General features: G+C 67.4%; 21 protein-coding genes. 19 read left to right on the forward strand and 2 right to left on the reverse strand.

What is annotated here, in order from left to right; genetic code table 11:
• Positions 1-27 precede the first annotated feature (27 nt).
• From ACIPRI_RS09065 to ACIPRI_RS09085, 5 genes are read left to right on the forward strand one after another with little or no spacing between them, the layout of a single operon-like run.
• Positions 28-1212 carry an acetyl-CoA C-acyltransferase gene (locus tag ACIPRI_RS09065; RefSeq protein ID WP_446621105.1) on the forward strand — a complete coding sequence of 395 codons (1185 nt, stop codon included), beginning with the start codon at positions 28-30 and terminating at the stop codon, positions 1210-1212.
• Between the two features lie 2 nt (positions 1213-1214).
• The gene (locus ACIPRI_RS09070) at positions 1215-1847 is read left to right on the forward strand and encodes a pyridoxamine 5'-phosphate oxidase family protein (RefSeq protein WP_446621106.1); all 633 of its coding nucleotides are present in this window, start codon (positions 1215-1217) and stop codon (positions 1845-1847) included.
• Between the two features lie 37 nt (positions 1848-1884).
• On the forward strand, positions 1885-3015 hold the full coding sequence (locus ACIPRI_RS09075) for an acyl-CoA dehydrogenase family protein (RefSeq protein ID WP_446621107.1): 1131 nt from the start codon (positions 1885-1887) through the stop codon (positions 3013-3015).
• A complete protein-coding gene (locus ACIPRI_RS09080) occupies positions 3012-3455 on the forward strand; it encodes a YchJ family protein (RefSeq protein WP_446621108.1) in 444 nt (147 codons plus the stop codon). Before ACIPRI_RS09075 ends, ACIPRI_RS09080 begins: the two co-directional genes overlap by 4 nt.
• 15 nt (positions 3456-3470) lie before the next feature.
• Positions 3471-4163, forward strand: a complete 693-nt coding sequence (locus tag ACIPRI_RS09085; protein ID WP_446621109.1) for an HAD family hydrolase — start codon at positions 3471-3473, stop codon at positions 4161-4163.
• An 18-nt stretch (positions 4164-4181) separates the two neighbouring features.
• Here ACIPRI_RS09085 and ACIPRI_RS09090 read toward each other — a convergent pair whose 3' ends face one another.
• Positions 4182-4568, reverse strand: coding sequence for a response regulator (locus tag ACIPRI_RS09090; protein WP_446621110.1), 387 nt, complete (start codon positions 4566-4568; stop codon positions 4182-4184).
• 136 nt (positions 4569-4704) lie between these two features.
• Here ACIPRI_RS09090 and ACIPRI_RS09095 point away from each other — a divergent pair, with 136 nt between their 5' ends.
• Positions 4705-4992, forward strand: coding sequence for a hypothetical protein (locus tag ACIPRI_RS09095; protein ID WP_446621111.1), 288 nt, complete (start codon positions 4705-4707; stop codon positions 4990-4992).
• Here the strand turns inward: ACIPRI_RS09095 and ACIPRI_RS09100 are convergent.
• A complete protein-coding gene (locus ACIPRI_RS09100) occupies positions 4989-6029 on the reverse strand; it encodes an AraC family transcriptional regulator (RefSeq protein ID WP_446621112.1) in 1041 nt (346 codons plus the stop codon). The genes ACIPRI_RS09095 and ACIPRI_RS09100 overlap by 4 nt on opposite strands.
• A 152-nt stretch (positions 6030-6181) precedes the next feature.
• Here ACIPRI_RS09100 and ACIPRI_RS09105 point away from each other — a divergent pair, with 152 nt between their 5' ends.
• From ACIPRI_RS09105 to ACIPRI_RS09165, 13 genes are all read left to right on the forward strand, one after another.
• Positions 6182-7354, forward strand: a complete 1173-nt coding sequence (locus ACIPRI_RS09105; protein ID WP_446621113.1) for an isovaleryl-CoA dehydrogenase — start codon at positions 6182-6184, stop codon at positions 7352-7354.
• A gap of 43 nt (positions 7355-7397) precedes the next feature.
• The gene (locus ACIPRI_RS09110; RefSeq protein WP_446621114.1) at positions 7398-9107 is read left to right on the forward strand and encodes an AMP-binding protein; all 1710 of its coding nucleotides are present in this window, start codon (positions 7398-7400) and stop codon (positions 9105-9107) included.
• A complete protein-coding gene (locus ACIPRI_RS09115; protein ID WP_446621115.1) occupies positions 9104-10714 on the forward strand; it encodes a carboxyl transferase domain-containing protein in 1611 nt (536 codons plus the stop codon). The genes ACIPRI_RS09110 and ACIPRI_RS09115 overlap by 4 nt, the downstream gene beginning before the upstream one ends.
• Positions 10715-10739: 25 nt before the next feature.
• Positions 10740-11252, forward strand: coding sequence for a DinB family protein (locus tag ACIPRI_RS09120; RefSeq protein WP_446621116.1), 513 nt, complete (start codon positions 10740-10742; stop codon positions 11250-11252).
• A complete protein-coding gene (locus tag ACIPRI_RS09125; RefSeq protein ID WP_446621117.1) occupies positions 11249-12046 on the forward strand; it encodes an enoyl-CoA hydratase/isomerase family protein in 798 nt (265 codons plus the stop codon). Before ACIPRI_RS09120 ends, ACIPRI_RS09125 begins: the two co-directional genes overlap by 4 nt.
• Before the next feature lie 8 nt (positions 12047-12054).
• The gene (locus ACIPRI_RS09130; RefSeq protein ID WP_446621118.1) at positions 12055-12726 is read left to right on the forward strand and encodes a DUF4126 domain-containing protein; all 672 of its coding nucleotides are present in this window, start codon (positions 12055-12057) and stop codon (positions 12724-12726) included.
• A 110-nt stretch (positions 12727-12836) separates the two neighbouring features.
• Positions 12837-14834 carry an ATP-binding protein gene (locus ACIPRI_RS09135; RefSeq protein ID WP_446621119.1) on the forward strand — a complete coding sequence of 666 codons (1998 nt, stop codon included), beginning with the start codon at positions 12837-12839 and terminating at the stop codon, positions 14832-14834.
• Between the two features lie 46 nt (positions 14835-14880).
• Positions 14881-15801, forward strand: a complete 921-nt coding sequence (locus ACIPRI_RS09140; RefSeq protein WP_446621120.1) for a 2-hydroxyacid dehydrogenase — start codon at positions 14881-14883, stop codon at positions 15799-15801.
• An 18-nt stretch (positions 15802-15819) separates the two neighbouring features.
• Positions 15820-16740 (forward strand): hydroxymethylglutaryl-CoA lyase, encoded by a 921-nt coding sequence (locus ACIPRI_RS09145; RefSeq protein WP_446621121.1) that lies wholly within the window; start codon positions 15820-15822, stop codon positions 16738-16740.
• An 85-nt stretch (positions 16741-16825) separates the two neighbouring features.
• Positions 16826-17329, forward strand: a complete 504-nt coding sequence (locus ACIPRI_RS09150; RefSeq protein ID WP_446621687.1) for a YbaK/EbsC family protein — start codon at positions 16826-16828, stop codon at positions 17327-17329.
• On the forward strand, positions 17326-17556 hold the full coding sequence (locus ACIPRI_RS09155) for a DUF1289 domain-containing protein (RefSeq protein ID WP_446621122.1): 231 nt from the start codon (positions 17326-17328) through the stop codon (positions 17554-17556). Before ACIPRI_RS09150 ends, ACIPRI_RS09155 begins: the two co-directional genes overlap by 4 nt.
• A 12-nt stretch (positions 17557-17568) precedes the next feature.
• Positions 17569-18213 carry a DsbA family protein gene (locus ACIPRI_RS09160; protein WP_446621123.1) on the forward strand — a complete coding sequence of 215 codons (645 nt, stop codon included), beginning with the start codon at positions 17569-17571 and terminating at the stop codon, positions 18211-18213.
• Positions 18214-18375: 162 nt separating this feature from the next.
• On the forward strand, positions 18376-20067 hold the full coding sequence (locus ACIPRI_RS09165) for an MFS transporter (RefSeq protein WP_446621124.1): 1692 nt from the start codon (positions 18376-18378) through the stop codon (positions 20065-20067).
• Positions 20068-20188 lie beyond the last annotated feature (121 nt).

Here is a 20188-nt window from a genome sequence, read left to right on the forward strand (position 1 = left end):
CTTCATTCATCTACATAGGAGACCACCATGCCTGAATCCATCGTCATCGTCGGTGCGGCCCGCACCCCCATGGGCGCCTTCCAGGGCGACTTCTCGACGCTTGCCGCACACGACCTGGGCGGCGTTGCCATCAAGGCCGCCATGGAGCGTGCCGGCATCGCGCCCGAAACGGTGGGTGAAGTGCTGTTCGGCAACTGCCTGATGGCCGGCCAGGGCCAGGCCCCGGCGCGCCAGGCGGCCTACAAGGGAGGCCTGCCCGACAGCGCTGGCGCGGTGACGCTCAGCAAGATGTGCGGCTCGGCCATGAAGGCCGCGATGCTGGCGCACGACCTGCTGCTGGCTCGCACGCATGAGGTGATGGTGGCCGGCGGCATGGAAAGCATGACCAACGCGCCCTACTTGATGCTCAAGGGCCGCGGCGGCTACCGCATGGGCCACGACCGCATCTTCGACCACATGATGCTCGACGGCCTGGAAGACGCCTACCAGCCCGGCCGCTCCATGGGCACCTTCGGCGAGGACTGCGCTGCCAAGTACAGCTTCACGCGCGAGCAGCAGGACGCCTTCGCCGTGGCCAGCGTCGAGCGCGCCAAGCACGCCACCGCCGACGGCCTGTTTGCGGCCGAGATCGCGCCGGTCACCGTCAAGGGCCGCGCGGGCGACACCGTGATCACCATCGACGAAGGCCCGGGCAAGGTCAAGCTGGACAAGATCCCGACGCTCAAGCCGGCCTTCAAGAAGGACGGCGGCACCATCACCGCCGCCTCGAGCTCTTCCATCAACGACGGCGCCGCCGCGCTGGTGATGATGACCGAGGCGCACGCCAAGAAGATCGGCGCCAAGCCGCTGGCCCGCCTGGTCGGCCACGCCACCCACGCGCAGCAGCCCGAGTGGTTCTCCACCGCTCCGGTCGGCGCCGTGCAGAAGCTCTTCGCCAAGACCGGCTGGGGCGTGAAGGACGTCGACCTGTGGGAAGTCAACGAAGCCTTTGCCGTGGTGCCGATGGCGCTGATGAAGGAGATGGGCGTGTCGCACGACATCGTCAACGTGCACGGCGGCGCCTGCGCCCTGGGCCACCCGATCGGCGCCAGCGGCGCGCGCATCATGGTCACCCTCATGCACGCCCTGCAGGCGCGCGGCAAGAAGCGCGGCGTGGCGACGCTGTGCATTGGCGGCGGCGAAGGCACGGCGGTCGCCATCGAGCTGATCTGAGGATGATCGGCAGCCTTGCCCAATTGCGGGCGCTCTATGCCGCGCCTGGCGAGCGGGCACTGGGTAAACAGATGGACCGCCTCGATGCGCATGCCAGGCGCTTCGTGGCGCTGTCGCCTTTTTGCGTGATCGCCAGCGCGGGCCGAGGCGCGGCGCTGCTTGATGCTTCCCCGCGCGGCGGCGCCACCGGCTTCGTCAAGACCTCGGAGGACGGCGCCACCCTGCTGCTGCCCGATTCCGGCGGCAACAACCGGCTCGACACGCTGGAGAACCTGCTGGACGACCCGCGCGTGGCGCTGATCTTCCTGATCCCCGGCACGGACGAGACGCTGCGCGTGAACGGCACGGCCCAGCTGCGCGACGAGCCCGAGTTCAGCCAGCGTTTTGCGCATGAGCGGCAATTGCCCAAGCTGGTGATCGAGGTGGCCGTGCGCGAAGCCTATCTGCATTGCGCAAAGGCCTTCATGCGTTCGCAACTGTGGGCTGCGCATACCTGGGGGCCGCGCGACGCGATGCCAAGCATGGGCCAGATGATCCGCGATCAGATGGGCGGTGGCACCGCAATGGAAACGCAGGAAGAGATGCTGGCGCGCTATCGCCTGCAGCTGCAAGGCGAAGATCTGCCGTCGGCCTGAACGCCGCAAACCAACAAGAGACAAAGGACCTTCAGTCATGCTGCTCACCCCCGATCAGGAAGCCATCCGCGACGCCGTGCGCGCCTACGCGCAGGCCGAGTTGTGGCCTCATGCCGCGCGCTGGGATCGCGAGCATGCCTTTCCCAAGGAAGCGCATGCCGGGCTGGCGCAACTGGGCGCCTACGGCATCTGCGTGCCCGAGGAAGACGGCGGCGCGGGGCTGGACTACCTGACGCTGGCGCTGGTGCTGGAAGAAATCGCGGCCGGCGACGGCGGCACCAGCACGGCCATCAGTGTCACCAACTGCCCGGTCAACGCGATCCTCATGCGCTATGGCAATGCGCAGCAAAAGAAGAAGTGGCTGCAGCCGCTGGCGCAAGGCCAGATGCTGGGCGCCTTCTGCCTGACCGAGCCGCAGGCCGGCAGCGATGCGTCGAGCCTGCGCACCACGGCCAGGCGCGATGTCGACGGCTACCTGATCGACGGCGTCAAACAGTTCATCACCAGCGGCAAGAACGGCCAGGTGGCGATCGTCATCGCCGTCACCGACAAGGGTGCCGGCAAGCGCGGCATGAGCGCCTTCATCGTGCCGACCGATGCGCCGGGCTACCACGTGGCGCGCCTGGAAGACAAGCTGGGCCAGCACAGCAGCGACACCGCGCAGATCAACTTCGACAGCTGCCGCGTGCCCGCCGAGAACCTGATCGGCCAGGAGGGCGAGGGCTACAAGATCGCTTTGGGCGCACTGGAAGGCGGGCGCATCGGCATCGCCGCGCAGAGCGTGGGCATGGCGCGCAGCGCCTTCGAGTTCGCCGTGCAGTACGCGAAGGAGCGCCAGGCCTTTGGCGGATCGATCTTCGATCAGCAGGCAGTCGGCTTTCGGCTGGCCGAATGCGCCACGCAGATCGAGGCGGCCCGCCAGCTGATCTGGCATGCCGCGGCGCTGCGCGACGCCGGCCAGCCCTGCCTGAAGGAAGCGGCCATGGCCAAGCTTTTTGCCAGCGAGATGGCCGAACGCGTCTGCAGCGCCGCCATCCAGACGCTGGGGGGTTACGGCTACGTCAACGACTTTCCGCTGGAGCGCATCTACCGCGACGTGCGGGTGTGCCAGATCTACGAAGGCACCTCGGACATCCAGAAGCTCTTGATCCAGCGGGCCCTGGCTTGAGCTTGAAGGTGGACCAGGCGGCCTGCCCCTGCGGCCGCGAGGGCCAGCCCGGCAAGGCCCTGGCGTATGCGCAATGCTGCGGGCGCTACCTGGACGACTTCGCGGCCACGCCGACGCCGGACGCCGAATCGCTCATGCGCTCTCGCTACACCGCCTTCGTGCGCGAGCGGGGCGACTACCTGCTGGCGACCTGGCATGCCAGCCAGCGGCCAGCCACCATCGACTTCGAGGCCGGCGTGCGCTGGCTGGGCCTGCAGCTGAAGTCGCACCGTGTCATGGATGCGGCGCATGCGCAGGTCGAGTTCGTCGCCCGGCTGCGGGATGCCGGCGGCCGCGCGACGCGCCTGGCCGAGCACAGCCGCTTCGTTCGCGAGCAAGACGGGGCCGGCGTTTGGCGTTGGTACTATCTCGACGCCATCGAGCCGGTGGCTGCGTCCTGACCTTCTCTTCTTCCGATGACTTCATTTCCCTTTGACGCCGTCCTTTTTGATTGCGACGGCGTGCTGGTCGATTCCGAGCCCATCACCAACGGCGTGCTGCGCGACATGCTGCAGGAACTGGGCTGGGTGCTGACCCTGGAGGAATGCATGCGCACCTTCGTCGGCAAGGCGGTGAAGGACGAGATCGCGCTGATCGAGGAGAAGACGGGCTTTCGGCTCACGCAAGACTGGCTGCGCCTCTTCCAGGGACGGCGCAACGAGGCGCTGGAGCGCGACCTGCTGGAAGTGCCCGGCGCCCCGTCGGCGGTGCGCGCCTTGCATGCGCAGTTGCAAGGCCGCATCGCCTGTGCCTCCGGCGCCGATCGGCGCAAGGTCGAACTGCAATTGCAGAAGGTCGGCATCCTGGCGTGCTTCGAAGGCCGGGTGTTCAGCGGCCACGAGACGCCGCGCTCCAAGCCGGCGCCGGACGTCTACCTGGCCGCGGCCCACGCGCTGGATGTCGACCCGCAGCGCTGCGCCGTCATCGAGGACACCGTGACCGGCGCCATGGCCGGCATGGCGGCAGGCGCCACCGTTTTCGGCTACAGCCCGGGCGGCCCGGGCCACAGCGGCGCCGATGCACTGCGCGCCATCGGCGTGGCGCAGATCTTCACGCAGATGGGTGAGCTGCCGGCGGTGCTGGCGAGATTCAAGTCGCAGCCGACGTAACCTCGGGGTGCTGCGCCCTCAGGCGTGCCGCCCGTTCTTCGCGTAGGCATTGCACTTCTCGAAGAAGGCATCCAGCTCGGTCGACTTGTCGAATACCGCATCCGCACCCAGCTCCAGGCAGCGCTTGCGGATCTCGGGGGTGAGGTAGTTGGTCAGCACCAGCACATGCCGGTTGGACGGCCGCTCCCGGCAGGCGCGCAGCACGGCAAGACCGGAGCCTTGCTTGAGGAACAGGTCGACTACGGCCAGCTCCCAGCGGTCGCTGAAGTTCTCCAGCGCAGACGTTGCATCGACCGCCGTCTCGGCCACGGCAACCACCTCGACGTCGGTCAGTTCAGCCATGGCCGCCAGCAGGCTGTCGCGAATCGCCTTGCTGTCTTCGACGAGGATGGTGACAAGAGACATCGCCGTTCATGGAGAGAGAAGCAAAAAGTTATACAGTGCCACCACGGCATTCGTGTAGTCCCAGGCCGCGACCGCGTTCTGGCCGCGGATGCCGAGCTGGTGCAAGACGAGTCCTGCTTCTTTGGAGAAATCTGCGATGACCCAGAAACGTGACGCGTCCAAGCAACCCGCCATCGACGAAGCGCTGGAAAAGAACAAGCAAGTGGCCGAGGACATCAAGGAGGCCGCCGACGACCTCCTGGTGGTGCACGAGGTGCTCGAGAAGGGCCTGTCCGACAAGGCGCCCCCGCAAGATGTGGAGCAGGCCGTGGCCCACACCGGCGACATCGAGAAGAAGCTCAGCGAATCGGCCGAGACGCTGGACGAGATCAACCAGGCCCTGGAGCGCGCCGCGACCCAAGGCAAGCGGGCTCAGGAAAACTAGTCGCCTTCGGCCGGCTCGCCGCGGCGAAATTCCCCGGGCGTGGCGCCTGTCCAGTGCCTGAAGGCCCGCGCAAAGCTCTTCTCGTTGCGAAAGCCCACCGCCAGCGCCACCTGCTTGATCGGCTTGTTGCCGCGGCGCAGCTGCTCGATGGCCTGTTCGCGCCGCACCTCGTCCTTGATGGCTTGCAGCGAAGTGCCTTCCTCCTTGAGCTGCCGATGCAGCGTGCGCGCCGAGCTGTGCAGCATGGCGGCCAGTGCCTGGGCATGCATGGCCTCTTGCGGGCGGGTGCGCAGCAGTTCGCGCACGCGCTGGCCCAGCAGCCGGTCGCGCCGGTACTGCAGCACGGTGAGCGGCAGCGCGCGCTTGAGCATGCCGCGCAGCGCCCGCTCGTCGCGCTGCAGCGGCAGGGCCAGGTAGCGCTCGTCGAAGCTGTAGCTGGCCTCATCGGCGCCGAACTGCAGCTGATCGCAGAACATCAGCGGATAGGCGTCCGCATGCGGCGGCGCCTCGAAGGGAAAGCGCGCCTCGCGCAGGGAGACGCGCGAATCGATCGCCCAGCTGGCAAAGCCGTGCAAAAAGCGCAGGCAGGACACCAGGCAGAACTCGCGCAGCTCGCGTGGCAGGGGCTGCTGCTCTGAAACGCTCACGGTGGCCAGGCCGCCCTGGGTGTGCAGGGAGATCAGGATGTCCTCGGTCAGCAGGCAGTGGTGCCGGCACCAGCGCTTGATGGCCACGCCCAGGTCGGGCGAGGTGATGGAGGCGCGGCACAGCATGCCGTAGCTGCCCCAGGGCAGGCGCCGGCTGAACCAGCCCAGGGCCTCGTCGTCCAGTTCCTGCATGGCGTGGGCGTTCAGCGCCTCGAACTGGGCCGCTGTCACCCGCGCCTGGCGGTTCTTCACATCGCGCGGCGCGATCTGTGCCGCCGCCAGGGCCGCGCCCGCGTCCTTGCCACGCAGGGCGTAGGCGCGCGTAATCGCCTGCACGAAGGCCATCGGGGTGGCGGCGCGGCGGCCGCTGCGGGAGCTCGGCGGGGGCATGGAAGCAGGGCCTCGATGTGGCGTGATTTGCAACCATTGTGGCGCCATTTGCGCCAGCGCTCGGCGTAAGCTGCGACTTTCATGCGCGCTCCCCGCCGTTTATTTGCGCGAGAGCGAGGCGCCCCGGCACCGACCCCGAAGGAGACAACCCCATGCACGATCCCGGCCTGAACTTCGACCTGGGCGACACCATCGATTCCCTGCGCGACGCCATCAGCTCTTTTGCCGGCGCCGAGATCGCGCCGCGCGCCGCGGAGGTGGACCGCGACAACCTGTTCCCGCACGACCTGTGGAAGAAGCTGGGCGACCTCGGCCTGCACGGCATGACGGTGACGGAAGCGTACGGCGGCACGCAACTGGGGTACCTGGCGCACATCGTCGCCATGGAGGAAGTCTCGCGCGCCTCGGCCTCGGTGGGCCTGTCGTACGGCGCCCACTCCAACCTGTGCGTCAACCAGATCCACCGCAACGGCAGCGAGGCGCAGAAGAAGAAGTACCTGCCCAAGCTGGTCAGCGGCGAGCACGTCGGCGCGCTGGCGATGAGCGAGCCCAATGCCGGCTCGGACGTGGTCAGCATGAAGCTGCGCGCGCAGAAGAAGGGCGACCGCTATGTGCTCAACGGCAGCAAGATGTGGATCACCAATGGCGGCGATGCCGACACCCTGGTGATCTATGCCAAGACCGAGCCCGAGATGGGCGCGCGCGGCATGACCGCTTTCATCGTCGAGAAGGGCTTCAAGGGCTTCTCGGCCGGCACCAAGCTGGACAAGCTGGGCATGCGCGGCTCCAACACCTTCCCGCTGTACTTCGACAATTGCGAGGTGCCGGAAGAAAACGTGCTGGGCGGCGAGGGCCAGGGCGCCAAGGTGCTGATGAGTGGCCTGGACTACGAGCGCGCCGTGCTCTCCGGCGGCCCGCTGGGCATCATGGCCGCCTGCATGGACACGGTGCTGCCCTTCGTGCACGACCGTAAGCAGTTCGGCCAGAGCATCGGCGAGTTCCAGCTGATGCAGGGCAAGATCGCCGACATGTATTCCACCTGGCAGGCCACGCGTGCCTATGTCTACGCGGTAGGCAAGGCGTGCGACCGCAATGACCATGCGCGCACCTTCCGCAAGGATGCGGCCGGTGCCATCCTCTACTCGGCCGAAAAGGCCACCTGGATGGCCGGCGAGGCGATCCAGGCCCTGGGCGGCGTGGGCTACACCAAGGACTTCCCGGTGGAGCGCCTGTGGCGCGACGCCAAGCTCTACGAGATCGGCGCCGGCACCAGCGAAGTGCGCCGCATGCTGATCGGCCGCGAGCTGTTTGCCGAGACGGCTTGAAGTGGACCCTGCCCGTGGGCAGGGCGCGTGACAGGAGACTTGCATGGAAGCAGCAGAAGAAAAAAGCTACGCCAAGGGCAGCGCCGATGTGCCGCTGATCGAAGAGACCATCGGCAACTTCTTCGACGCCATGGTGGCGCGCCAGCCCGAGCGCGAAGCGCTGGTGAGCCGCCATGAAAACCTGCGCTTGCGCTATCGCGAGCTCCAGGCGGCGTCGAACCAGCTGGCCAGTGCCCTGCTGCGAAGCGGCCTGGTGCCGGGCGACCGCGTCGGCATCTGGTCGCACAACAACGCTGCCTGGGTGCTGATGCAGATCGCCACCGCCAAGGCGGGGCTGATCCTGGTCAACATCAACCCGGCCTACCGCACGTCCGAGGTCGAGTACGCGCTCAACAAGGTGGGCTGCAAGGCGCTGGTGACCATGCCGCGCTTCAAGACCAGCGACTACATCGGCATGCTGCGCGAGCTGGCGCCGGAACTGGCTGGCAGCGAACCTGGTGCGCTCCGGGCGGCGCGCCTGCCGCATCTCACGCGCGTGGTGTGGATCGACGTGGCCGGGCAGGGCGCCGAGGAGCCTGGCCTGCAGCGCTTCTCGCAGCTGCTGGCCAGCGGCGACGCGGCCGATGCGCGCGCGGCGCAGGTGCAGCAGTCGCTGAAGGCGAGTGACCCGATCAACATCCAGTTCACCAGCGGCACCACCGGTTTTCCCAAGGGCGCGACGCTCACCCATCGCAACATCCTGAACAACGGCTTCTTCATTGGCGAATGCATGAAGCTGACGCAGGAAGACCGCCTGTGCATCCCCGTGCCGCTGTACCACTGCTTCGGCATGGTGCTGGGCAACCTGGCCTGCCTGACGCATGGCTCGGCCATCGTCTACCCGAACGACGGCTTCGATCCGCTCACCGTGCTGGAGACGGTGCAGGCCGAGAAGTGCACCGGCCTGCACGGTGTCCCCACCATGTTCATCGCCGAGCTGGACCATCCGCGCTTCAAGGAATTCGACCTTCGGACCTTGCGCACCGGCATCATGGCCGGCTCGCCCTGTCCGATCGAGGTGATGAAGCGGGTGGTGGAGCACATGAACCTGTCCGAGATCACCATCGCCTACGGCATGACCGAGACCAGCCCGGTGAGCTGCCAGAGCTCCACCGACACGCCATTGGCCAAGCGCGTCGCCACCGTGGGCACGGTGCAGCCGCACCTGGAAGTGAAGATCATCGATCCCGAGAGCGGCGCGATCGTCGCGCGCGGCGATCGCGGCGAGCTGTGCACGCGCGGCTATTCGGTGATGCACGGCTACTGGGACGACGAGGCCAAGACGCGCGAGGCCATCGACGCCGAGCGCTGGATGCACACCGGCGACCTGGCCACCATGGACGCCGAGGGCTACGTCAACATCGTCGGCCGCATCAAGGACATGGTGATCCGCGGCGGCGAGAACATCTACCCGCGCGAGATCGAGGAGTTTCTGTATCGCCACCCCAAGGTGCAGGACGTGCAGGTGGTCGGCCTGCCCGACAGCAAGTACGGCGAGGAGCTGTGCGCCTGGATCATCGTCAAGCCCGGCCAGGCCCTGGCCGACGAAGAGGTGCGCGAGTTCTGCAAGGGCCAGATCGCGCACTACAAGGTGCCCAGGTACATCCGCTTCGTGAAGGAGTTTCCGATGACGGTGACCGGCAAGATCCAGAAGTTCAAGATCCGCGACGCGATGAAAGAAGAACTCGGCCTCGACGAAGAGAAGACTGCATGAGCCTGCTTGAAACAAAACTAAATTCCCGGTCGGCCGAGTTCCAGGCCAATGCGGAAGCCATGCGCGGGCTCGTCAACGACCTGCGCGCCCAATTCACCAAGGTCGAGGCCGGCGGCGGCGAGGCCGCGCGCGCCAAGCACACGGCTCGCGGCAAGCTGCTGCCGCGCGACCGTGTGGCGCAGCTGCTCGACCCGGGCACGCCCTTCCTCGAATTGGCGCCGCTGGCCGCGCACGGCATGTACCGTGACGAGGCGCCTGGTGCCGGCCTCATTGCCGGCATCGGCCGCGTCAACGGCGTGGACTGCATGATCGTCTGCAACGACGCAACGGTGAAGGGCGGCACCTACTATCCCCTGACGGTGAAGAAGCACCTGCGCGCACAGGAAGTCGCCGAGCAGAACCGCCTGCCCTGCATCTACCTGGTCGATTCGGGCGGCGCCAACCTGCCGAACCAGGACGAGGTCTTCCCGGACCGCGATCACTTCGGCCGCATCTTCTACAACCAGGCCAACATGAGCGCCCAGGGCATCGCGCAGATCGCGGTGGTGATGGGCTCGTGCACGGCCGGCGGCGCGTACGTGCCGGCGATGAGCGACGAATCGATCATCGTGAAGAACCAGGGCACCATCTTCTTGGGCGGCCCGCCGCTGGTGAAGGCGGCCACCGGCGAGGTGGTGACGGCCGAGGACCTGGGCGGCGGCGACGTGCACACGCGCCTGTCTGGCGTGGCAGACCACCTGGCGCAGAACGACCTGCATGCGCTGGCGCTGGCGCGCTCGGCAGTGGCCAACCTCAACGCCGCCCGGCCGGCTGCCGCACCGGGCGATGCGCCGCCGCGCGCGCCGCGCTTTGGTGCAGAAGAGCTCTACGGCGTGATCCCGACCGACACGCGCAAGCCCTTCGACGTGCGCGAGATCATCGCCCGCATCGTCGATGCATCGGAGTTCCACGAGTTCAAGGCCCGCTTCGGCACCACGCTGGTGTGCGGCTTCGCGGCCATCGAGGGCATGCCGGTGGGCATCGTGGCCAACAACGGAATCCTCTTTTCCGAAAGCGCGCAAAAGGGCGCGCACTTCATCGAGCTGTGCTGCCAGCGCAAGATCCCGCTGGTGTTCCTGCAGAACATCACCGGTTTCATGGTGGGCCGCAAGTACGAGAACGAGGGCATTGCGCGCCACGGCGCCAAGATGGTGACAGCGGTAGCTACCGCGAACGTGCCCAAGTTCACCATCATCATCGGTGGCAGCTTCGGCGCCGGCAACTACGGCATGTGCGGCCGCGCTTACAGCCCGCGCTTCCTGTGGATGTGGCCCAACGCGCGCATCAGCGTGATGGGCGGCGAGCAGGCGGCGAGCGTGCTGGCGACCGTCAAGCGCGACGGTATCGAGGCCAAGGGCGGCGCCTGGAGCGCGGACGAAGAAGAGGCTTTCAAGAAGCCGATACGCGACCAGTACGAGGTGCAGGGCCATCCCTACTACGCCACCGCGCGCCTGTGGGACGACGGCATCATCGATCCGGCCGACACGCGCCGCGTGCTGGCCCTGGCCCTGGCAGCGACGCGCAATGCGCCGGTGCCGGAGCCGAAGTTCGGCATCTTCCGCATGTAGGAAGCAACAAGGTCAGGAGTTCGCGATGCAACTGGGCACCTATTTCGCAGGACTCGCGCGCTACCACGCGTGGGCCACCGCGCGCCTGCTGGACGAACACCTGGTGCACTTGAGCGACGCCCAGTGGCATCGCGACTGCCACCTGTTCTTTCACTCGGTGCACCACACCGTGAATCACCTGCTGGTGACCGACAACATCTGGTTCGCGCGCCTGGCGGAGGGCGTGTCGCCGCGCCTGCCGCTGGACACCGAGCTCTACCACGAGCGCGACCCGCTGGTGTCGGCGCTGGGCGCGGCGGTGCAGCGCTGGTCGCCCTGGCTGGCCGGGCTCGATGCCACCCGCTTCGACGGCGATCTGGTCTACACCCGCAGCGACGGCCAGCCCATGTGCATTCCCTTTGCCTACGCGCTTGGCCATGCTTTCAACCACCCGACCCACCACCGGGGGCAGATCTCGGCGGCGCTCACCGGCATGGGCCGGCCCGCGCCCGTTCTCGACTGGCCCTATTTAATGCTGCAGGAGGCGCGCGGCGCATGAGCAATTCTTTCAACACCCTGGAACTGCAGGCCGATGGCCCGGTCGCCCGCATCTGGCTCAACCGGCCGGAGCTGCGCAATGCCTTCGACGACGAGGTCATCGGCGAGCTGAGCGCCGCCTTCGCGCAAGTGGTGGTCCAGCCCCAGGTGCGCGTGATCGTGCTCGGCGCACGCGGCCCGGCCTTTTGCGCCGGCGCGAACCTCAACTGGATGCGCCGCGCCGCCGATTTCACGCGCGAGCAGAACACCCAGGACGCGGCGGGCCTGGCGGCCATGCTGCGCACCATCCACGAAAGCCCCAAGCCGGTGATCGCCCGCATCCAGGGCGATGTGTACGCCGGCGGCATGGGCCTGGTGGCGGCCTGCGACATGGCGGTGAGCGTGGACACCGCGAACTACTGCCTCAGCGAGGTGAAGATCGGCCTGATCCCCGCCACCATCAGCCCCTATGTGCTGCGCGCCATGGGCACCCGGACGGCGCAGCGCTACTTCCTGACGGCGGAGCGATTCAGCGCGGCCGAGGCGCAGCGCATCGGTTTCGTTCATGAGGTGGTCAGCGCCGACGCGCTGGATGCCAAGGTCGACGAACTGGTGAAGGCGCTGTGCAATGCCAGCCCGGCGGCGGTGCGCGCCTGCAAGCAGCTGATCGCCGACGTCGCCGGCCGCGAGATCGACGACGCGCTCGTGGCAGAGACGGTGCAGGGCATTGCCGACATCCGCGCCAGCGCCGAGGGGCGCGAAGGCGTGCAGGCCTTCCTGCAAAAGCGCAAGCCCAACTGGCTGCTGGGCAGCTGATTGCCGCCATGGACACCCTCGACACCGCGCAACTGATCGCACTGGCCGGCGCGCTCGGCTGGGCGAGCGGCGTGCGCCTGTACCTGGTGGTGTTCCTGACCGGCCTGGCGGGCTACCTGGGCTGGTTCCCCTTGCCGCCGGGCCTGCACCTGCTCGCCCATCCGGCGGTGCTCGTCGCGAGTGGCTTCATGGTGTTCATCGAGTTCTTTGCCGACAAGATCCCGGGGCTGGATTCGCTGTGGGACATCGTGCACACCGTCATTCGCGTGCCGGCCGGCGCCGCGCTGGCCGCCGGCGTGTTCGGCGCCGACCATGGTGCGATGGCACTGGTGGCGGCGCTGGTCGGCGGTGGCTTGGCCGCCACTGCCCACACGGCCAAGGCCACCACCCGCGCCGCCATCAATACCTCGCCCGAGCCTTTCACCAATGTCGGCGCCTCGCTGGTCGAAGACACCGCGGTGCCCGCCGGCCTGTGGCTGGCGGTGGCGCATCCGTTGATTTTCGGCGTGCTGCTGCTCGCGCTGCTGGTGCTGTCGGTCTGGCTCATCGGCAAGAGCTGGCGCTTTCTCAAGGCCCTGTTCGCCCGCGTGGCGCGCATCTTCAGCGGCAAGCCCGATCCCGGCGTGACGCCGGCTTTCCAGATCAAGAAGACTTCCCCCAGAGACGAACCCCATGTTTAAAAAGATCCTCATTGCGAATCGGGGCGACCAGCCGCGCAGCGGCGCAGCGGCGAAGCCAAATTGCGTAGCACGCGAAGCGTGCGGAGGCGATTTCACCGCGGAGACCCAGCATGTTTAAGAAGATCCTGATCGCCAACCGCGGTGAAATCGCCTGCCGCGTTGCCGCCACCGCGCGTCGCATGGCCATCCAGACCGTGGCCGTGTATTCCGACGCCGACACGCACGCCAACCATGTGCGCGCCTGCGACGAAGCCATTCACCTGGGCGGCAGTGCACCCAAGGACAGCTACCTGCGCTGGGAAAAAATCCTGGAAGCCGCCAAGGCCACCGGCGCGCAAGCGATCCACCCGGGCTACGGCTTCCTGAGCGAGAACGAAGAGTTCGCCCGGGCCTGTGCCGACGCCGGCCTGGTCTTCATCGGCCCGCCGCCCTCGGCCATCCAGGCCATGGGCCTGAAGGCCGAGTCCAAGCAGCTGATGGAAAAGGCCGGCGTGCCGCTGGTGCCGGGCTACCACGGCAGCGAGCAGGGCCCGCAGCTGCTGCAGCGCGAGGCCGACCGCATCGGCTACCCGGTACTGATCAAGGCCAGCGCCGGCGGCGGTGGCAAGGGCATGCGCGCGGTCGACAAGGCGGAAGATTTCGCCGCCGCACTGGCGTCCTGCCAGCGCGAGGCCATCAACAGCTTCGGCGATGACGCCGTGCTGATCGAGAAGTACGTGCAGCGCCCGCGCCATATCGAGATCCAGGTGTTCGGCGACACGCATGGCAACTACGTCTACCTGTTCGAGCGCGACTGCTCGGTGCAGCGGCGCCACCAGAAGGTGCTGGAAGAAGCGCCCGCGCCCGGCATGAGCGAGACAATGCGCCAGCAGATGGGCGAGGCCGCCGTGGCAGCAGCGCGCGCGGTGAAGTACGTCGGCGCCGGCACGGTGGAGTTCATCGTCGAGCAGCGCGAGGGCGGCGATATGAACTTCTTCTTCATGGAGATGAACACGCGCCTGCAGGTGGAGCATCCCGTGACGGAAGCGATCACGGGCCTGGACCTGGTCGAGTGGCAGTTGCGCGTCGCGGCCGGCGAGCCGCTGCCCGCCAAGCAAAGCGAGTTGCAGATTCACGGCCATGCCATCGAGGCGCGTATCTGCGCCGAGAACCCCGACAACGGCTTCCTGCCGGCCACCGGCACCCTGGCCGTCTACCGCAAGCCTCTTGCGCACACCAGCTTCCAGCGCAGCCACTTGCGCATCGACGACGGCGTGCGCGAAGGCGGCCAGATCTCGCCCTTCTACGACTCGATGATCGCCAAGCTGATCGTCCATGGCGCCACCCGCGCCGAGGCGCTGGCGCGGCTGGACGCGGCGCTGGCGCAGATGCACATCGTGGGCATGGCGACCAACGTGCAGTTCCTGCGCGGCGTGCTGCGCACCGAATCCTTCTCGCAAGCCAAGCTCGACACGGCCCTGATCGAGCGCGAACGCGCGGTGCTGTTCAACCAGGAGCCGCTGGGCCTGCCGCTGGCGGTGGCCGCCGCCGTGGCCCACACCGTGCTGCAGGAAGCAGAAGGCGCCGGCCGCGACCCTTTCGACCGGCGCGATGGCTGGCGCGCGCTGGGCGCCGCGGTGCGGCCCTTTGCCTTCGACTTCCATGGCGAGACCCATGCCGCGCAGCTGCGCTACCTGCATGACGGCGCGCTGTACCTGCAGGTGGGCGAAGTGGCCGGGCCGCTGGTGATCGGCCGCCTGCCCGACGGCGAGACCGAGGTCGAGTTCAACGGCCGCCGCCACACCTTGCGCGTCGATGAGCTGGGCGGCACCGCCTACATCTTCGGCACCCAGGGCGCGACCCGCATCACCGCCATCGACCGGCTGGCGCACGCCGGCGACACCCAGGCCGAGGGCGGCCGCCTCACGGCGCCGATGCCGGGCAAGGTGGTGTCCTTTGCCGTGAAGGCCGGCGACAAGGTCAGCCGCGGCCAAGCGCTGGCGGTGATGGAGGCGATGAAGATGGAGCACACCATCGCCGCGCCGGCGGACGGCACGGTGGAAGAGCTGCTGTACGTGCCGGGTGATCAGGTGGCGGAAGGCGCGGAATTGCTGCGCCTCGCGGCCTAAGACCCCGAGCAGGCGGACGGCGGGCGCGCTTCGATAAGCTCGCAATATGCGAATCACCGTCTCCCTCACCGACAACCGCCCCGAACCCTGGATCAAGGCGCTGCGCGACGCGCTGCCCGATGCGCAGGTCGAGGTCTGGGCGCCCGGCGCGCCACAGGCCGACCATGCCGTGGTGTGGGCGCCGCCGCAGCAGCTGCTCGACGAGCAGCAGGGGCTCGCGGGCATCTTCAACATCGGCGCCGGCGTCGACGCATTGCTGAAGCTGCGCCTGCCGCCCAAGGCCAAGCTGGTGCGCATTGATGACGGCGGCATGGCGGTGCAGATGGCGGAGTTCGTCTGCCACGCGCTGATCCGCCATTTCCGCGAGCTCGACGTCTACCAGGAGGCTGCGCGCGACGGCGAATGGACCTACCGGCGCCCGCGCCTTCGCGACGAATTTGCGGTCGGCATCATGGGCATGGGCGTGCTGGGTCAGCGCGTGGCCAGCGCGGTGCAGCAGTTCGAATTTCCGGTCAACGGCTGGAGCCGAACGCCCAAGGCCGTGGACGGCGTGCGCGGCTTTGCCGGTGCCGAGCAACTCGGCGACTTCCTGGCGGCCAGCCGCGTGCTGGTGTGCCTGCTGCCGCTGACGCCGGACACGCGCGGCATTCTCAACAAGACGACGCTGTCGCAGCTGCAAACCGGCGGCTACCTCATCAACGTGGCGCGCGGCGGCCACCTGGTGGAAGAAGACCTGATCCCACTGCTCGACGCGGGACACCTGGCCGGCGCCACGCTGGACGTGTTCCAGACCGAGCCGCTGCCCAGCGAGCATCCTTTCTGGCGCCACCCGCGCATCACCGTCACGCCGCATGGCTCGGCCCGCACCCTGCGCGAGGAAACCGTGGCGCAGATCGCCGGCAAGATCCGGGCGATGGCGCGCGGAGAACCCGTCGCCGGTGTGGTCGATGCGGCGCGCGGATACTAGATAACAGAGAGCATCCCCATGAACTACCCCACCCGCGTCAAGATCGTCGACGTCGGCCCGCGCGATGGCCTGCAGAACGAAAAGCAGCCGGTGCCCACCGACATCAAGCTGGGTCTCATCCATCGCCTGCAGGACGCGGGATTGAAAGAGATCGAGGTCACCAGCTTCGTCTCGCCCAAGTGGGTGCCGCAGATGGCCGACAACGCGCAGGTGATGCACGGCATCCAGCGCAAGCCGGGCGTGCGCTATTCGGTTCTGACCCCCAACATGAAGGGCTTCGAGGCGGCGGTCGCCGCGCCGCGCGAGGAGTGGCCCGACGAGATCGTGGTCTTCGGCGCGGCCAGCGAGGCCTTCAGCCAGAAGAACATCAACTGCTCCATTGCCGAGAGCATCGAACGCTTTGCGCCGGTGGTGGAGGCGGCCCGCGCCAAGGGTATCTACGTGCGCGGCGCCATGTCCTGCACGGTGGGCTGTCCGTATGAAGGGGACATTGCGCCGTCGCGCGTCGACATGCTGGCTGGCCTCATGAAGGGCATCGGCGTGCAGCATGTGGGCGTGGCCGACACCATCGGCGTGGGCACGCCACTGAAGGTGCAGCGCGCGCTGGAAGCCACGCTCAAGCACTATCGGCTCGACGACATTTCGGGCCACTACCACGACACCTACGGCCAGGCCATCGGCAACACCCTGGCCAGCCTGGAAATGGGCGTGTGGCAGTTCGATGCCTCCTCGGCCGGCCTGGGCGGCTGCCCCTATGCCAAGGGCGCCACCGGCAACGTGGCAACGGAAGACGTGGTCTACCTGCTGCACGGCATGGGCATCGAGACAGGCATCGACCTGGACAAGCTGATCGACGCCGGCGCCTACATCAGCGAGGCGCTGGGCCGCAAGCCGGTGTCGCGCGCCGCCACGGCCATCCTGAACAAGAGGATCGCCTGATGAGCGTCGCCGGGCCGCCCCAAGACGCGAAAGCCCCCTCGGGGGGCAGCGAGCCACACGCAGTGGGCGAGCGTGGGGGCGCATGATGTGTGGCGCTGAATTGACGGCGCTGCCTGATGGCGTGCAGCGCGTGATGCGCGAGCTGCAGGCCCAAGGCCACCCGCATGCGCCGCAGATGCTGGACGACGCGGCGCGCACCGCGCAGCAGGCGGCCGACGCGCTGGGCATCGCCGTGGGGCAGATCGCCAAGAGCATCATCTTCCGGCGCAAGAGCGACGACGCAGCGGTGCTGGTCGTCACCTCCGGCGACCGCCGGGTGGACGAGAAGAAGGTCGATGCGCTGGTGGGCAAGACCGGCCGCGCCGACGCCGACTTCGTGAAAGCAGCGACCGGCTTCTCCATCGGCGGTGTCTCGCCCTTTGCCCATGCAACCGAGCCGGTCACGCTGATCGATCGCGAGCTCTTCCGCTTCAGCGAGATCTGGGCCGCGGCCGGCCATCCGCATGCGGTGGTGATGCTGACGCCGCAGGACCTGGAGCGGCTGACCGGCGCGCCCGTGGCCGACGTGGTGCAGGCAGCTGCCGCATGAGCCTGGATGCGCTGCCGGCACGCGCAGTCGCGGTGCGCGCTGCATCGCCGGACCTGCCGGTGCCTTCGCCTTGCAGCTCGGTCTGCAAAATGGGCGGGGCCAGCGGGCTGTGCGAGGGTTGCCTGCGCACGTTGGACGAAATCGCAGCATGGGGTTCGCTGGACGAAGCCGGCAAGCGCAAGATCTGGCTGAACATCGAAGCGCGCTGCGCGCAGCAACTGTTCTGAAGGAGCTGAGCCATGAAGACCATCACCTTCCATTTCGACTTCATCTCGCCCTTTGCCTACCTGGCTTTCGAGAAGCTGCCGGAAACGCTGGCGGGCTTGAGCTACCACGTGCGCTACAAGCCGGTGCTGCTCGGGCCGCTGTTGCGCCACCACGGGCTGCTGGGCCCAGCCGAGGTGGCACCCAAGCGCGAATGGACCTTGCGCCACGTGCTGTGGCTGGGCCATGCGCACGAGATCCCGATCGACATGCCGGCCACGCATCCCTTCAATCCGCTGCCTTACCTGCGGCTGGCGCTGTCCACCAGTGCTGGCGGCGAGACCAATCGCTTCGTCACCGAGACCATCTTTCGCGACATCTGGCAGGGCGGGGGCGAGCCGGGCGACCCGGCCCGGCTGGCTGCGCTCAAGGCACGCCTGCATCCGGTGCGCGAGGCCGACGGAGACGAGGTCAAGGCGCAACTGCGCGCCAACACCGACGAGGCCATCGCGGCCGGCATGTTCGGCACGCCCACCCTGGAAGTGGATGGCCAGCATTTCTGGGGCTTCGACAGCCTGCCGGTGCTGCGCGACTACCTGGACGGCGATCCCTGGTTCGGCGAAGACGCCTGGAAAGAGGCCGCCAAGCGTCCCGGATTGACGGCCCGCGGAAAACCCTGATCCGCCAAACACCCCGGTTCCTGCATTCTGAAAATGCACTCGTGGGTTTCACCCTAGATCGTCAGCAAATGTTAAGTTTGGTGAAAGCCTAGGGTCAGTCGCCGCCCGAAGAATGCGTTACGGCCTCGATGGGGGTCGCACCATTTTTAGGAGACGACGCAAATGACTGCCGCACTTGATACCCGAGGGGTCCCGATCGCCCCAAGGCCCATGACAGCCGAGGAGAAGAAGGTCATCTTCGCCTCTTCCCTCGGCACGGTGTTCGAGTGGTACGACTTTTATCTGTACGGCTCGCTGGCGGCGATCATCGCCAAGCAGTTCTTCAGCGGCCTGGATGCCGGCGCGGCCTTCATCTTCGCGCTGCTGGCCTTTGCGGCGGGCTTCCTGGTGCGGCCCTTTGGCGCCCTCATGTTCGGCCGCCTGGGCGACATGATCGGGCGCAAGTACACCTTCCTGGTCACGATCCTGATCATGGGCCTGTCGACCTTCATCGTCGGCCTCTTGCCCACCTACGCCACCATCGGCGTCGCGGCGCCGGTCATCCTGATCGCGCTGCGCATGCTGCAGGGCCTGGCGCTGGGCGGCGAGTATGGCGGTGCCGCCACCTACGTGGCCGAGCATGCACCGCATGGCAAGCGTGGTGCCTACACCTCCTGGATCCAGACCACCGCCACGCTGGGCCTGTTCCTCAGCCTGCTGGTGATCATTGGCGTACGCACCGCGGTGGGCGAGCAAGCCTTCGCCGATTGGGGCTGGCGCATTCCCTTCCTGGTGTCCATCGCCCTCCTGGCCGTGTCGGTGTGGATCCGACTGAGCCTGAACGAGTCGCCCGCCTTCCAGAAGATGAAGGCCGAGGGCAGGACCTCCAAGGCGCCGCTGTCCGAATCCTTTGGCGAGTGGAAGAACCTGAAGATCGTGATCTTGGCGCTGGTGGGCCTGACGGCCGGCCAGGCCGTGGTCTGGTACACGGGCCAGTTCTACGCCCTGTTCTTCCTGACGGCGCAGCTGAAGGTCGACCCGACCACCGCCCACCTGCTGATCGCCGCTGCCCTGCTGCTCGGCACGCCCGGCTTCATTCTGTTCGGCACCCTGTCCGACAAGATCGGCCGCAAGCCCATCATCATGGCCGGCTGCCTGCTGGCGGCGCTGACCTACTTCCCGGTGTTCAACGCGCTGACCAAGGCCGCCAACCCCGACCTGGCGCATGCCCAGGCCACCGCCGCCGTCACCGTGACGGCCGACCCGGCCACCTGCTCCTTCCAGGGCAACCCGGTGGCGCGTGAGATCGACTTCAAGAGCTCCTGCGACATCGCCAAGCGCTACCTGGTGCAGAACTCGGTGAGCTACGACAACATCGTCGGCGCCCCCGGCTCCAAGGCCATCGTGAAGATCGGCGACAAGACCGTCGAGGCGCCCAACGCCAACGTGGTCAAGTCCAAGTTCGACGAAGCCTCCACCAAGGAAATCGCCGCCTTCAAGAAGGGCGTGGCTGACGACCTGAAGGCGGCGGGCTACCCAGCCAAGGCCGACCCGGCGAAGATCAACAAGGTGACGGTGCTGATCATCCTGACCTACCTGGTGATCCTGGTGACCATGGTCTACGGCCCGATCGCCGCGATGCTGGTGGAACTGTTCCCGACCCGCATCCGCTACACCTCGATGAGCTTGCCCTATCACATCGGAAACGGCTGGTTCGGCGGCCTGCTGCCCACCACCGCCTTCGCCATCGTGGCGTCGACGGGCAACATGTACAACGGCCTGTGGTATCCGATCATCATCGCGGGCGTCACGCTGGTGGTCGGCACCCTCTTCATCCGTGAAACGAAGGACGTGAACATCTACGCCAACGACTGATCGTCGTTGAAGCGCCGGGCGCGCGCCGCCCGGTGCTCAGCAAAAAGGCTTCATGCGCCGCTGCACACGCGCGGACCTGAGGCCTTTTTCTTGAGCAGTTCGCAGCTACCCATTCACTCCA

The sequence above is a fragment of the Variovorax sp. LARHSF232 genome (assembly GCF_052871435.1).